General features: G+C 40.9%; 16 protein-coding genes, 1 tRNA gene and 1 rRNA gene. 4 read left to right on the forward strand and 14 right to left on the reverse strand.

All coding sequences use genetic code 11. From position 1 onward, the window contains the following. From QM959_RS09015 to rlmD, 3 genes are all read right to left on the reverse strand, one after another. Positions 1-78: ribosomal RNA gene (locus QM959_RS09015) — 16S ribosomal RNA — on the reverse strand; the annotation flags it as partial. A 243-nt stretch (positions 79-321) separates the two neighbouring features. Then, positions 322-393 (reverse strand) — tRNA-Glu (locus tag QM959_RS09020). Positions 394-453: 60 nt separating this feature from the next. Next, a complete protein-coding gene (gene rlmD / locus QM959_RS09025) occupies positions 454-1809 on the reverse strand; it encodes a 23S rRNA (uracil(1939)-C(5))-methyltransferase RlmD (RefSeq protein WP_414372794.1) in 1356 nt (451 codons plus the stop codon). Between the two features lie 37 nt (positions 1810-1846). Between rlmD and recX the strand changes: the two genes are divergently transcribed. Together recX and QM959_RS09035 are read left to right on the forward strand one after the other, a co-directional pair. Further along, entirely contained in the window at positions 1847-2623 is a 777-nt protein-coding gene (gene recX / locus QM959_RS09030) for a recombination regulator RecX (RefSeq protein ID WP_414372796.1), read from the forward strand. An 87-nt stretch (positions 2624-2710) separates the two neighbouring features. Beyond that, positions 2711-3244, forward strand: a complete 534-nt coding sequence (locus QM959_RS09035) for a DUF402 domain-containing protein (protein ID WP_414372797.1) — start codon at positions 2711-2713, stop codon at positions 3242-3244. 70 nt (positions 3245-3314) lie between these two features. Here QM959_RS09035 and QM959_RS09040 read toward each other — a convergent pair whose 3' ends face one another. Beyond that, complete coding sequence (locus QM959_RS09040) at positions 3315-4082, reverse strand: epoxyqueuosine reductase QueH (RefSeq protein ID WP_000567569.1); 768 nt, start codon at positions 4080-4082, stop codon at positions 3315-3317. A 140-nt stretch (positions 4083-4222) separates the two neighbouring features. On the opposite strand from QM959_RS09040, the gene QM959_RS09045 reads away from it, so the two are divergent. Further along, positions 4223-4369, forward strand: coding sequence for a hypothetical protein (locus tag QM959_RS09045; protein WP_414372798.1), 147 nt, complete (start codon positions 4223-4225; stop codon positions 4367-4369). A gap of 3 nt (positions 4370-4372) precedes the next feature. Here the strand turns inward: QM959_RS09045 and groL are convergent, their stop codons facing one another. The 7 genes from groL to QM959_RS09080 form a co-directional block, all read right to left on the reverse strand. After that, the gene (gene groL, locus QM959_RS09050; RefSeq protein WP_414372800.1) at positions 4373-5995 is read right to left on the reverse strand and encodes a chaperonin GroEL; all 1623 of its coding nucleotides are present in this window, start codon (positions 5993-5995) and stop codon (positions 4373-4375) included. Between the two features lie 15 nt (positions 5996-6010). Further along, positions 6011-6295, reverse strand: a complete 285-nt coding sequence (gene groES / locus QM959_RS09055; protein WP_261233553.1) for a co-chaperone GroES — start codon at positions 6293-6295, stop codon at positions 6011-6013. A gap of 261 nt (positions 6296-6556) precedes the next feature. After that, on the reverse strand, positions 6557-6952 hold the full coding sequence (locus QM959_RS09060; RefSeq protein ID WP_261275467.1) for a single-stranded DNA-binding protein: 396 nt from the start codon (positions 6950-6952) through the stop codon (positions 6557-6559). Between the two features lie 77 nt (positions 6953-7029). Continuing rightward, positions 7030-7791, reverse strand: coding sequence for an SDR family NAD(P)-dependent oxidoreductase (locus tag QM959_RS09065; protein WP_414372801.1), 762 nt, complete (start codon positions 7789-7791; stop codon positions 7030-7032). 41 nt (positions 7792-7832) lie between these two features. Continuing rightward, a complete protein-coding gene (gene ytpR / locus QM959_RS09070) occupies positions 7833-8459 on the reverse strand; it encodes a YtpR family tRNA-binding protein (RefSeq protein WP_414372803.1) in 627 nt (208 codons plus the stop codon). A 15-nt stretch (positions 8460-8474) separates the two neighbouring features. Next, positions 8475-8792, reverse strand: coding sequence for a thioredoxin family protein (locus QM959_RS09075; protein ID WP_269795171.1), 318 nt, complete (start codon positions 8790-8792; stop codon positions 8475-8477). After that, positions 8789-9088, reverse strand: a complete 300-nt coding sequence (locus QM959_RS09080; RefSeq protein WP_414372805.1) for a DUF4651 domain-containing protein — start codon at positions 9086-9088, stop codon at positions 8789-8791. The genes QM959_RS09075 and QM959_RS09080 overlap by 4 nt, the downstream gene beginning before the upstream one ends. Positions 9089-9181: 93 nt before the next feature. Between QM959_RS09080 and QM959_RS09085 the strand changes: the two genes are divergently transcribed. Then, the gene (locus tag QM959_RS09085) at positions 9182-9391 is read left to right on the forward strand and encodes a hypothetical protein (RefSeq protein ID WP_414372807.1); all 210 of its coding nucleotides are present in this window, start codon (positions 9182-9184) and stop codon (positions 9389-9391) included. Between the two features lie 29 nt (positions 9392-9420). Here QM959_RS09085 and QM959_RS09090 read toward each other — a convergent pair whose 3' ends face one another. The 3 genes from QM959_RS09090 to rpoE all read right to left on the reverse strand — a co-directional run bounded on the left by QM959_RS09090 (position 9421) and on the right by rpoE (position 13167). After that, a complete protein-coding gene (locus QM959_RS09090; RefSeq protein ID WP_414372809.1) occupies positions 9421-10551 on the reverse strand; it encodes an N-acetylmuramoyl-L-alanine amidase family protein in 1131 nt (376 codons plus the stop codon). A gap of 115 nt (positions 10552-10666) precedes the next feature. Next, positions 10667-12274, reverse strand: coding sequence for a CTP synthase (locus QM959_RS09095; RefSeq protein ID WP_414372811.1), 1608 nt, complete (start codon positions 12272-12274; stop codon positions 10667-10669). A 317-nt stretch (positions 12275-12591) separates the two neighbouring features. Next, entirely contained in the window at positions 12592-13167 is a 576-nt protein-coding gene (rpoE, locus tag QM959_RS09100; RefSeq protein WP_414316520.1) for a DNA-directed RNA polymerase subunit delta, read from the reverse strand. Positions 13168-13430: the final 263 nt, after the last annotated feature.

A 13430-nucleotide genomic window follows, 5' to 3' on the forward strand; every position in this document is an offset into this window, starting at 1 on the left:
CCTCCTTCAGCGTTCTACTTGCATGTATTAGGCACGCCGCCAGCGTTCGTCCTGAGCCAGGATCAAACTCTCATTAAAAGTTTGAGTTCTCACTCATTTCTGTCACTGACAGATTTATTGTTTTTTTCATTGTTCAGTACTACAACCTTAGTTGTAGTGCCCTGCACATTGGTTCGTCTTGTTCAGTTTTCAAAGGTCTTTGTCACTCACTTCTCTCAAGTGACAACTATATTAGTATATCACAGTCGCTTTCGCTTGTCAACACTTTCTTGAAACTTTTTTAAAACTTTTTTCATCAAGTGTTCCATCCGCAACATACCATAGTCCGTACGGGATTCGAACCCGTGTTACCGCCGTGAAAAGGCGGTGTCTTAACCCCTTGACCAACGGACCTGAGTTGGTTTTTTCAACTCTTACTATTATACCGACTTTTTCTAACTTGTCAACACTTTTTTAAACTTTTTTAATTAATTTTACAACAGCTTCAGTTCGAGCGGTGTGTGGGAACATGTCTACTGACTGGATATAGTGGACATTGTAGACTTCTACCAAACGAACTAAATCCCTTGCCAATGTTGATACATTACAAGAAATATAGACCATTTTTTCTGGTACATAGGTAAGAATTGTATCTAATAACTTGTCATCCAGACCTGTACGTGGCGGATCAACAATCAGAGCATTTGCTCGGTATCCTTCCTTGTACCAGCGAGGAATAATCTCTTCTGCGGTTCCAGCTTCATAATGTGTGTTGTCAAATCCCATTCTTTTAGCATTTCGCTTAGCATCTTCAATGGCTTCTGGAATAATATCCATACCTCTAAGTGTTTTAACTTTCTTTGCGAAGGCAAATCCAATCGTTCCAACTCCACAATAAGCGTCAATCAAATGGTCTTCTTTATCAACATCCAGCGCTTTTACTGCCTCGCTATAGAGGACTTCTGTTTGTTCAGGATTTAGTTGATAGAAAGCTCGTGGTGATAGTGAAAATTCATAATCGAGTACACCTTCTTGAATACTCTCTTCTCCCCAGATAATCTCTGTCTTTTCACCATAAATCTCACTGGTTTTAGCTGTATTTGTATTCACAGCTACCGTCACAACCTCTGGAAAATCTTTAACCAATTCTTTTACAAGTTGGGTTAAATTAAGCTGGCGGTTTGTAACAATAATAATCTGAACCTGTCCAGTCTTTCTAGCTCGTCGAACCATTATAGTCCTAACACCTAGAACTTTCCTCTCATCCGTGATTGGAATCTGGTGATAAGTAAGTAATTCAGCTAAACGATTAGCAATCACTTGAGTTTCCTTGTCTTGTACAAGGCAGTCTTTCAACTCAACTAAATAGTGAGAGTTTTGTGCATATAAGCCCGCCTTTACCTGATTCTTAAATTTTCGAGTCTGAAATTGTAACTTAGCGCGGTAGTACTTTGGTTCCTGCATTCCAATCGTTGGACGAATTTCATAATTTTCATATCCTACAGGAGCAAATTTTTTCAGCGCTTGGTGAAGCAAGTCTGTCTTGAACTCCAGTTGTTTATCATAATGGAGGTGCATGATTTGGCAACCACCACATTCATTATAGATAGTACAAGCTGGCACAACTCGAAATTTAGACTTCTTGTTGACCTTTAGTAATTTTGCTTCAACAAAGTTGCGTTTAATAGAAGTAATCTGACAATAGATATCTTCTCCTTTGAGAGCTCCAGGTACAAAGACCAACGTTTTTTGATAAAAACCAATTCCCTCACCATTAATTCCCATGCGCTTGATTTTTAATGGTATTTTTTGTTTCACTTTCAGATTCATACCCCTATCTTATCACATTTTGAGTTATAATAGAACTATGAAAATCACAAAACTTGAAAAGAAAAAAAGACTCTATCTGATGGAGCTTGATAATAACGACAAATTCTACATTACTGAAGATACAATTGTTCGTTTTATGTTATCGAGAAATAAGGTGATAAGCCAAGAAGAATTGAAAGAGATACAGGACTTTGCTCAATTTTCTTATAGTAAGAATCTAGCTCTCTATCACCTATCCTTTAAAGCACGCACTGAAAAAGAAGTAAGAGAATATCTGAAAAAATACGATATTGATGAAAACATAGTTTCTCAAGTCATTGCTAATCTTAAAGAGGATAATTGGATTAATGATGGACAGTACGCTTATGCTATCATCAATGCCAATCAACTTTCAGGAGACAAGGGACCTTATGTACTGACTCAGAAACTTGCACAAAAAGGGATTTCAAAATCTACTATAGAAGAAATATTGAACGATTTTGATTTTTCTGAAGTTGCTCAACGTGTAGCGAATAAACTATTGAAAAAATATGAGGGAAAACTTCCAGCTCGTGCCTTACAAGATAAGATTATCCAGAACTTGACCAACAAGGGCTTCTCTTACTCTGATGCTAAAAGTGCCTTTGACCAGTTGGATAGTCAAGTTGACCAAGATACGACTCAGGAACTCATCTTCAAGGAACTTGATAAGCAATATGCTAAGTATGCCCGAAAGTATGAAGGATACGAACTTAAACAGCGTTTAACTCAAGTTTTAGCACGAAAAGGCTACGATTTTTCGGATATAGCCAGCGCTCTCAGAGAATATCTATAATTTTTTCATGAAAAACTAAGAACTTTAAACAAAAATGTGATACAATAGTAAACGATAAACTTATAAATTGTAGAAAGTTGGTTAGTTATGAAACTTCCAAAAGAAGGCGACTTTATTACAATTCAAAGTTATAAGCATGATGGGAGTCTTCACCGTACTTGGAGAGACACCATGGTACTAAAAACAACAGAAAACGCTATTATCGGCGTCAACGACCACACACTTGTTACCGAAAGTGACGGTCGTCGTTGGGTAACTCGAGAACCGGCTATTGTTTACTTTCACAAAAAATATTGGTTTAATATCATTGCTATGATCCGTGATAATGGGATTTCCTACTACTGCAATATGGCTAGCCCTTATTATCTGGACGAAGAAGCTTTAAAATACATCGACTATGATTTGGATGTCAAGGTCTTCACTGATGGTGAAAAGCGTCTCTTAGACGTTGAAGAGTATGAGCGCCATAAACGCAAAATGAAGTATTCTGATGATTTAGACTATATTTTGAAAGAGCATGTCAAGATTCTTGTTGATTGGATTAACAATGAACGAGGCCCCTTCTCAGAAGCCTATGTCAATATTTGGTACAAGCGCTATGTAGAACTAAAGAATCGGTAAAGTTGTCAAACTGGGGTTAAGGCCCCGGTTTTTTTATTTTAAAAACCCAGCTTTTCAGCTGGGTGGATTTCTATATATCTAATTTCGTAACAGTAAATTTGATGTGGGAATAGTCTTTTTCAACATCCTTATCAAGCATGAACGCTGTGGCGTCCTTCTTAACTTGAACCAGGTCAATATTCTGGGCTTGGGCTGCATAGACGCATCCACAGTAACATTGGCGATAGATGTCGTATTCTTCACACATCTCTACTGAACGTTTGTAACCCTGATTTTTCTTGAAATCACTTGGAAGATAGTGGGTTGTATAAATCTTTTGCACATCGATTCCGATGCTGTTAATGGTTTGAGAATTCTTATGAGGACTAATGGTCAAGGCTGAACCAAAATAGTCAAAGCCTAAATCCATAGCCACTTGCGCTGTCTTATCCAGTCGGTAGTCAAAACAAACCTTGCAACGGTCTCCACCTTCTGGTTCTTCTTCCAGTCCTCTAACTAACTTACGGTATTCATTAGGTTCGTAGGGAGCTTCTAGGTACTGGACCGTATTTCCTGTCCGCTCATTGAAATCACTGACAAATTTCTTAGTAACATAGGCCCGCTTGTGGTATTCTGCCTTGGGATGGATATTAGAATTGGCAAAATAAATGGTCACATCAGCGTATTTGGTCAGGTATTCTAAGGTATAGGTACTGCAAGGGGCACAGCAAACATGCATAAGAATGGTCGGCCGTTGCTCATTTTTCTCCCATACTTGTACCATCTTCTGCATGACACGGTCATAATTAATCTTCTGATTAGGGTTCATCTTGCTCAGAATTTCTTCTACATCGATCATGTTTTTCTCCTTTTTCTAGTCTTATTTTATCATATAAGTTAGGAGAGCTCAAATCTATTTAGAAGGGAATATCATAAAAAGGAGGGATAGGCATTCCCTCCTTTTGTGTTTCTTATGAATTACTTCGTAGCTAATACTCAATGAAAATCAAAGAGCAAACTAGGAAACTAGCCGCAGGTTGCTCAAAGCATTGCTTTGAGGTTGTAGATAAGACTGACGAAGTCAGTAACCATACCTATGGCAAGGCGACGTTGACGTGGTTTGAATTTGATTTTCGAAGAGTATAAATCTTACATCATCCCGCCCATCATACTTGGATCCATTGCTGGAGCTGGGGCTACTGGTTCTGGTTTATTGGCTACAACCGCTTCTGTTGTCAAAATCAAGCTGGCTACAGATGCTGCATTTTGTAGGGCTGAACGACTCACTTTAACTGGGTCGATAATCCCTTGATCAATCATGTTGACCCACTCGCCAGTTGCTGCGTTGAAACCTGTACCAAGCTCAGCATTTTTCAAGCGATCGATAACGATAGAACCTTCAAATCCCGCATTATGAGCGATTTGACGAACAGGTTCTTCCAAGGCGCGGAGAACAATATTGCGCCCTGTTGCTTCGTCTCCTGTCAATTCCAAATTAGCCACGGCTGGAATGACATTTACAAGGGCTGTTCCACCACCAGCAACGATTCCTTCTTCAACGGCTGCACGAGTAGCGTTGAGGGCATCTTCGATGCGGAGTTTCATTTCTTTCAACTCAGTTTCAGTTGCAGCGCCGACCTTGATCACTGCGACACCACCTGACAACTTCGCTAAGCGCTCTTGGAGTTTTTCACGGTCGAATTCTGAAGTTGTTGTTTCGATTTGAGACTTGATGACAGCTACACGGTTGGCAATTGCTTCAGGATTTCCTGCACCTTCTACAATGACTGTGCTATCTTTATCTACAGACACTTTAGCTGCTTGACCAAGCGCCTCAATTGTCGCATCTTTCAACTCAAGACCAAGGTCTTCAGTGATAACAGTTCCGCCTGTTAAGATGGCGATATCTTCAAGCATGGCTTTGCGACGGTCACCAAATCCAGGCGCCTTAACTGCTACCACGTTGAAGGTTCCACGAATCTTGTTCAAAACAAGGGTTGGAAGAGCCTCACCATCCACATCATCCGCAATAATCAAGAGCGGACGGTTACTTTGGAGAATGCTTTCTAGAAGTGGCAAGATTTCTTGAATATTTGAAATCTTCTTATCAGTAATCAAAATGTACGGATTTTCAAGGTCAGCCACCATTTTCTCGCTATCTGTCACCATGTACTGTGAAAGATAACCACGGTCGAACTGCATACCTTCTACAACTTCAAGTTCTGTTTCCATACCACGTGACTCTTCAATGGTGATGACTCCGTCTTTGCCAACTTTTTCCATTGCTTCAGAAATGTATTCGCCGACTTTTTCAGAACGAGAAGACACGGCAGCAACCTGAGCAATGGCTTCTTTATTGGCAACAGGGATGGCATTGTTTTTCAAGGCTTCTACAGCTGTGGCAACTGCTGTTTCAATCCCACGACGAATACCGATTGGATTGGCACCTGCAGTGACATTTTTGATTCCTTCACGGACGATAGCTTGGGTCAAGACTGTTGCAGTCGTTGTTCCGTCACCAGCGATATCATTGGTTTTTGAAGCTACTTCTGATACCAATTTGGCACCCATATTTTCAAAATGGTCTTCCAATTCAATTTCTTTGGCAATAGTTACACCGTCATTGGTAATCAAGGGTGAACCAAATGATTTCTCAAGAACGACATTACGACCTTTTGGTCCCAAGGTTACTTTAACAGTATCTGCAAGGATATCGACACCACGGACCATAGCTGAACGGGCATCTGATGAAAATTTAATTTCTTTTGACATACTTACTTTCTCCTTCTATTCTTCAATGATAGCCAAGATGTTAGCTTCACCTACGATGACGTACTTTTCATCTCCATCTTTGACATCAAGACCTGCGTGGGCTTCAACTAAGACACGGTCTCCAGATTTAACACTTGGAGCAACCAAGTCACCGTTCAAGGTACGAACACCTTGTCCAGTAGCCACAACTTGGGCTGTTTTAGTTTTTTCTTGGGCTGAGCCTGCAAGGACAAAGCCTCCAACAGTTTGTTCTTTTTCTTCGATTTTTAAGACCACACGGTCTCCTAATGGTTTCAACATCTGATTTCCTCCATAATGAGATAGAAATTATTAGCACTCTTTACATATGAGTGCTAATTCATAGTTCTATTGTATCACTTGGTCAGAAATAGTCAAGAAAAAAGTCTGACTTTCTCAAGATAAAAAGCCTGAGATCAACTCAGACTTTTCAATGTTTATACTCAATGAAAATCAAAGTGCAAACTAGGAAGCTAGCCGCAGGCTGTACTTGAGCACGGCAAGGCGAAGCTGACGTAGTTTGAATTTGATTTTCGAAGAGTATTAAAATGGTAATTCTTCCTCTTCCAAGACCAAGTCCGCTAAGTCTTGGCCCGCGTTATTTTCACGCATGGCACGTTGGGCACGACTTTCTAATAATTGGAATCCTGTAACAAGTACTTCGGTCACATAGTTCATCTGACCATTTTTCTCAAAACGACGGGTACGAAGTTCTCCATCCACTGAAATGAGACTACCTTTAGTTCCGTAGCTGGCCAAGCTTTCTGCTAGTCTGCCCCATAGGACCATATTGACAAAGTCAGCTTCGCGTTCCCCGTTTTGGTCTTTGTAACGACGGTTAACTGCAATAGTCGCTCGCGCTACTGACTTGTCATTGTTGGTTTTGTGCAATTCTGGTGTAGACGTTAAACGTCCAATCAAGATAACTTTATTATACATATTTTCTTCCTCCTACTTATCTATTCGTAGGAAATCAAAAAAAGTTACAGAAATTTGTAACTTTTCGAGGAATTTTTTTATTTTTTATAAACCATGAAACCTGTCGCCTGTTGATTGGCCATAATGGTCATATCTGTAATCTGCACACGACGAGGTTGACTGGTCACATAGACCACTGTGTCTGCAATATCCTGAGCTTGCAAGGCTTCTATTCCCTGATAAACCGTCGCAGCCCGCTCTTTATCACCGTGAAAACGTACCGTCGAAAAATCTGTTTCGACAATCCCTGGTTGAATGGTCGTCACTTTAATATCCGTTGCAATGGTATCAATTCGCAGACCATCTGAAAAGGTCTTAACCGCAGCCTTGGTTGCTGAATAGACAGCGGCACCAGCATAGGCGTAGATTCCTGCAGTTGAACCCATATTGATGATATGTCCTTGATTGGCTTTTACCATTGCTGGCAAGAAACAGCGAGTGACTGCCATCAAACCTTTGACGTTGGTATCCAGCATGGTCAACATATCCAGCTCTTCATAGTCCTGATAAGGTGCTAAACCTAGAGCCAGTCCGGCGTTGTTGACCAAAATATCAATGTTCCCTATCGTTTCTAGAATATCAAAGCAGACGGCCTTCACCATGGCCATATCCGTCACATCTAGCGGAAAAGTCCAAACTGCTTGATTTGGAAAGACCTCTGCAAACTCCGACTTGAGGGCTTCTAATCTATCTATCCGTCGTCCGGTTAGAACGACATTCTCACCCTGCTCCAGATAAGCACGCGCAATCGCTTCACCGATTCCTGATGTCGCTCCTGTAATCACTACATTTTTTGCCATCTTATTTCCTTCTAGCTGGTCTATCAGATACTGTCAACTTCCTAGGCAGTCCAGTGTTTAGCTGGGTCGAATGGAGTTCCGACAACTTGGTCTTCTGATAATTCAATAACTCCACGTTTCTGCGGAGCATTTGGCAGATGTAATTCACGAGGGCTACACATCATACCAAAACTCTTTTCTCCACGAAGTTCGCCTAGGAAAATAAGATTTCCTTTGGGCATCATGGCACCAGGAAGAGCTACAATGGTTTTCAACCCAACACGCGCATTAGGAGCCCCTGCAACGATTTGTACTGTCTTGTCACTTGCGACTGCAACTTGGCAGATGTTGAGGTGGTCACTATCTGGATGGGCTACCATCTCGACAATCTCACCGACAACAAACTTAGGCTCTTTGTCATTGATAATTTCTTCTGCAAAACCTTCCGTTTGTAATTCTTGGTTCAAACGAGCGACTTGCTCATCTGTCAAAAAGACTTGACCGCGCTCTGCAATTTCAAATAAACTGGAAACTTCAAAAATATTCCAAGCCACTGTTTCCCCACTATCTTTGAGGAAAACACGGGCTACCTTGCCTTTGCGCTCCACGTCCAGTTTGGCATCTCCGCTATTTTTCACGATGACCATAAGGACATCACCGACATGTTCTTTGTTATATGTAAAAATCATTGAATCTCTTTTCTCCTATTTCAGTCCTGCTAAAAAGTCGTTAATTTGTTGCTTGCTTTTACGGTCGCGATTAACAAAACGGCCGATTTCCTTGTCCTTTTCTAGAACAACAAGACTAGGAATCCCGTAAACATCCCAGAGTTTAGCCAAATCCATATACTGGTCTCGGTCCACTCGAATAAAGGTGAACTCTGGATTGGTCTCCTCAATTTCTGGCAAGGCAGGATAGATATAACGACAATCGCCACACCAATCCGCCACAAAAAGAAAGACCTTCTTGCCATCTTTTCCTACTAAAGATGCCAATTCTTCTAAACTTGCTGGTTGTATCATAAGACTTCCTCCTCATAGACTAGGTCTTCATTCTCATAGACAAAGGTATAATGACGGCCATCCTCAAAAATGACGCCACCAACCAAGGTCTCCAGACTGCTTTCGTAAACTTGAACATAGAGGGTCGCAATTTCTCCCATGTCTGAAAAATGGTCTCGTACAATCGCTGTCAACTCTTCCTGAGTTTTCATGAGCTTATGGTCATCTGCAACTTTTTTCGTAGCAAGGGCAAGGCTCCCAATACCAAGCAGAGCCAGACCTGCCATCCACATTTTTTTAGCTTTCATACCATTCATTTTAACACAAAAAAGGCTTTAGGACAAATGAGGAAGCAGCAGAAAAGCAAGTAAAAAGCCTCTTCCTTTAAGGAAAAGGACTTCTTGTACTCAATGAAAATCAAAGAGCAAACTAGGAAGCTAGCCGCAGGTTGCTCAAAGCACAGCTTTGAGGTTGCAGATAAAACTGACGAAGTCAGCTCAAAACACCTTTTTGAGGTTGCAGATAGGACTGACGAAGTCAGCTCAAAACACTGTTTTGAGGTTGTAGATAAGACTGACGAAGTCAGTAACCATACCTACGGTAAGGCGACGCTGACGTAGTTTGAAGAGATTTTCGAAGATTATTATTCTTATTGCCAGGCACCTGAGTTGCCAACGTAGTAACCATCAGGTGTGTATGTATTACGAAGCATTTTACCAGATGAAGCCAGATAGTACCACTTACCATTGTCCTTGACCCAGCCTGTTGCCATTGCACCTGAATCTTTTAGGTAATACCATTCACCCTGATCCTTCACCCAGCCTGTCTCCATTGAACCTGACTTGTTTAGGTAATACCAAGTGCCACCATCTTTAAGCCAGCCTGTTGCCATTGAACCTGAGTCTTTTAGGTAATACCAAGACCCATTATCATATAACCAATCAGCTGAAATCATGGCTCCTGATGACTTAAAGGCATACCAACTGTCACCTTGATAGAGCCATGTTTGATTAAACATAACTCCTTTGTCATTCATAAAGTACCAGTTTCCATTGTCCTTAACCCAAGCATTTTGAACTAATTGACCTTGTTTTTGATAATACCAGTTCTGATGTGATTTTAACCAGCTTTCTGCTTTTACAATTGGATAAAGTTCTTGGAAAGATCCCCCACCCTTGTAGTAATGACTGATAGATTCTGGTTTTGTAAGTTTTAACTCACCATTGTCATAGTCTGCCCAAGCATAGACTTTTTGACCATTGACAGTTTCTGGTAAGGTAGCTGTGTAGGTCTTAGTTTGATAGTCCCATTTAGTATCAAGGTAGGTGTATTGATCATTTGATTCTTTAATATGGTAGTAGCCACTCTTTCCACCGTCATGATACACATCATCAACTACTTTAGTGGACCAGGTCTTTGTTTCATTTCCACTCTTGGCTTCTACTTTGATATCTCCTCTGTAGCCATAGGGTACATAGAAATTCAGGTAACGCCCCTCTACGCCAATCATAGACTTGTCCCTTTCTTGACCTAGGAAATTGACTGTCTGATCCTGACCATTTAAAGTAACTTTCCACTCGATTTTCTCAGTTTTTGGCAAATCTAAGACTTTGATATCTACTTCATGTCCATTTTCAAATCGAAGAATTTTGCCATCTTGATATTGAACACCACCCTTAATGACCCATTCTTCTTCAAGCTCGAACGCCTTTCCTGAATGAGGGAAAGCTAGTAAAGCTAGACCTGCTAGAGACAAACTAAATAGTGTGATTTTTTTCATGGGATTTCCTCCTGTTTTTTATGTTAATTATATCACTATGTTTTTATTTTGCAACTCATATCCTAAATTTGCAAGCAAAAAACCTCTGAGATTGTTCTCAAAGGTTCTGATTTTGCTAATTGCTGTTCTCAACCGCTGCTGTTACAAAAGCAGTGTAGAGTTCTTCTGGGCGGTTTGGACGACTTGAAAGCTCTGGGTGGTACTGACAAGCCACAAAGAATTTGTTTTCTGGAATTTCCACAATTTCTACCAAGCGGTTGTCTGGTGAAACGCCTGAAAAGACAAAACCTGCTCCTTCAAACTGTTCACGGAAGGCATTGTTAAATTCATAACGGTGACGGTGACGGCGTTGCACCACCTCTTTGTTATGATAAGCTGCCGCTGCCTTAGAACCACGTTTTAACTTAGAAGGATAAAGTCCCAAACGAAGGGTACCACCCATGTCCTCAACATCAATCTGATCACGCATGATATCGATGATAGGGTATTTGGTATCAGGATTTAGCTCTGCTGAATTAGCTCCTTCAAGACCTAAGACATTACGGGCAAACTCGATACAGGTCAACTGCATACCCAAGCAGACTCCCAGCATTGGTACATCATTTTCACGCGCATAGTGAATCGCTTCAATCTTACCTTCTGTGCCACGTTGACCAAAACCACCTGGCACGATGATTCCGTCAGCATCAGATAGGAGTTCTGCCACATTGTCAGCTGTCACATCGTTAGCATTGACCCAATCAATCTTGACTTCTGCATCATTGGCATAACCTGAGTGTTTCAAGGCCTCTACGACAGAAATGTAGGCATCTTGCAACTCAACATACTTACCAACAAGAGCAATCTTGACTTGTTTTTTGAGGTTCATGACCTTGTCAACCATAGCTGACCACTCTGTCATATCTGCTGCAGGTGCATCAATTTTCAAATGGTCACAAACAATTTGATCCATACCTTGTGCTTGCAGATTAAGCGGAATTTGGTAAAGATGATCCACATCCAAGGACTCGATGACAGCTTCTGGTGCCACATCACAGAACTGGGCCAGTTTATTTTTAATTCCTTGTCCAGCTGGCTTTTCAGTACGGATGACCAACATATTAGGCTGGATTCCCAAACCACGCAATTCTTTGACAGAGTGTTGAGTTGGTTTTGTCTTCATTTCACCAGCTGCCTTGAGGTAAGGAAGCAAGGTCGTATGGATATACATGACATTATCTGCACCCACATCTGCCTTCATCTGACGAAGAGCTTCTAAGAATGGAAGTGACTCGATATCCCCGACTGTTCCACCAACCTCTGTAATAATGACATCAGAGTCTGTCGTAAGAGCAGCACGCTTGATTTTTTCTTTCAAAGCATCTGTAATATGAGGAATAACCTGGACAGTTGCTCCAAGGTACTTTCCACGGCGTTCCTTACGAAGAACTTCGCTGTAGATTTTACCAGTTGTCACGTTTGAGTATTTGTTGAGGTTGATATCGATGAAACGCTCATAGTGGCCTAAGTCCAAATCTGTCTCAGCCCCATCATCTGTTACAAATACTTCTCCGTGCTGGTAAGGGCTCATAGTTCCTGGGTCAATATTGATATAAGGGTCAAATTTTTGAATGGTCACCTTCAAACCACGGTTTTTCAAAAGACGCCCAAGGCTCGCTGCAACAATTCCTTTCCCAATAGACGATACCACACCACCAGTGACAAAAATATATTTCGTAGACATAGATTCCTCTTTCTAAAATGCTCAAGGTCTTGTTCACTAACAGGGGATTGAGAAAACAAGACCTTCATCAATAACTACACCCCAAGAAGAAAAGCTTCTTGGAAAAACAAAAATAGCTCCCTAATAACTAGGGAGCTCCGACCTCTAAAAGAGGTGCCCGAACAATATCTTACCTCAAAATGAAGCATTTGTCAAATAGAACAAATCGTTGACTTGGCGCATTCCAGCTTACAAAACTAATTCAGACTAATACAAAAAAGCTGGACTAGGAAATCGAGACTTGATAGACCGATTCCAGCTCCAACTCCTTTTTATTTTTATTCTTCCTCTTCTTCAGAGTCTTCGTCGTCTTCTTCATTAAGATCGACTTCTTCATCTAGATCATCTGGTGCGATTTCGTTGATTTCAGCATCGTAGGCTTCAACTTCATTCTTCTCGTCATCTGGATTTTCATCGTCATAAGAAAGGGCTGGGTCTTCTTCGTAAGCGTCCTCATCTTCAGGATCATCTGCACCATAATCAATGGCATCTGAATCTCCGTCCATGAAGGCATTAACACGTTTTTTCTTAGCTTTAGGTGCTACTTCTTCATCGTCACTTTCTTCAAGTGCAATGATTTCTTCATCAATTTCATCTACTCCATACCATGAACGAAGGCCCCATTTGTTATCTCCAAGAGAGATAAAGCTACCGTCAAAGTTCAACTCTGTGTAGAACAAAGGCAAGGCTTCGCGGATATCGCTGTTTGATGTTCCAAGGTAGTTTTGAATTTCGTTTACAAGATCGCTAAAATGCATCTCATGATCGCGACCACGAAGTTCCAAGATAGCACGCGCTACCTCAATCATAGATAGTTCACTTTTTTCTTGCCCAGCAAATACTTCTAATTCCAAAGCGTTTCTCCTCATTTATACTACTATCGCCAGAGCGAACAGACTCTGACCTCATTTTATCATTTACTCTTTATTTTACGATAATTTTGCAGAATAGTCAAAGGTTAAGAAAAAATATAGGTGAAATATTTCAGCTGGTAACTTCTCAAAGTAACTTCCACTTGTCTGACCAAAGTGGAAGTTAGTCTAAAACGGATTTTTATGGTGGAATTAAGTATGAGACGTTTGAGTTAGAAATGAGGTCTACTATGACAAAACATAAA

Source organism: Streptococcus mitis (genome assembly GCF_047459985.1).
Taxonomy (GTDB): domain Bacteria; phylum Bacillota; class Bacilli; order Lactobacillales; family Streptococcaceae; genus Streptococcus; species Streptococcus mitis_DZ.

Bases quoted from the DNA above. Each gene is read 5' to 3' on its own strand.
- rlmD (WP_414372794.1), bottom strand. From the start codon at position 1,809: ATGAATCTGAAAGTGAAACAAAAAATACCATTAAAAATCAAGCGCATG.
- recX (WP_414372796.1), top strand. From the start codon at position 1,847: ATGAAAATCACAAAACTTGAAAAGAAAAAAAGACTCTATCTGATGGAG.
- QM959_RS09035 (WP_414372797.1), top strand. From the start codon at position 2,711: ATGAAACTTCCAAAAGAAGGCGACTTTATTACAATTCAAAGTTATAAG.
- QM959_RS09040 (WP_000567569.1), bottom strand. From the start codon at position 4,082: ATGATCGATGTAGAAGAAATTCTGAGCAAGATGAACCCTAATCAGAAG.
- QM959_RS09045 (WP_414372798.1), top strand. From the start codon at position 4,223: ATGAAAATCAAAGAGCAAACTAGGAAACTAGCCGCAGGTTGCTCAAAG.
- groL (WP_414372800.1), bottom strand. From the start codon at position 5,995: ATGTCAAAAGAAATTAAATTTTCATCAGATGCCCGTTCAGCTATGGTC.
- groES (WP_261233553.1), bottom strand. From the start codon at position 6,295: ATGTTGAAACCATTAGGAGACCGTGTGGTCTTAAAAATCGAAGAAAAA.
- QM959_RS09060 (WP_261275467.1), bottom strand. From the start codon at position 6,952: ATGTATAATAAAGTTATCTTGATTGGACGTTTAACGTCTACACCAGAA.
- QM959_RS09065 (WP_414372801.1), bottom strand. From the start codon at position 7,791: ATGGCAAAAAATGTAGTGATTACAGGAGCGACATCAGGAATCGGTGAA.
- ytpR (WP_414372803.1), bottom strand. From the start codon at position 8,459: ATGATTTTTACATATAACAAAGAACATGTCGGTGATGTCCTTATGGTC.
- QM959_RS09075 (WP_269795171.1), bottom strand. From the start codon at position 8,792: ATGATACAACCAGCAAGTTTAGAAGAATTGGCATCTTTAGTAGGAAAA.
- QM959_RS09080 (WP_414372805.1), bottom strand. From the start codon at position 9,088: ATGAATGGTATGAAAGCTAAAAAAATGTGGATGGCAGGTCTGGCTCTG.
- QM959_RS09085 (WP_414372807.1), top strand. From the start codon at position 9,182: ATGAAAATCAAAGAGCAAACTAGGAAGCTAGCCGCAGGTTGCTCAAAG.
- QM959_RS09090 (WP_414372809.1), bottom strand. From the start codon at position 10,551: ATGAAAAAAATCACACTATTTAGTTTGTCTCTAGCAGGTCTAGCTTTA.
- QM959_RS09095 (WP_414372811.1), bottom strand. From the start codon at position 12,274: ATGTCTACGAAATATATTTTTGTCACTGGTGGTGTGGTATCGTCTATT.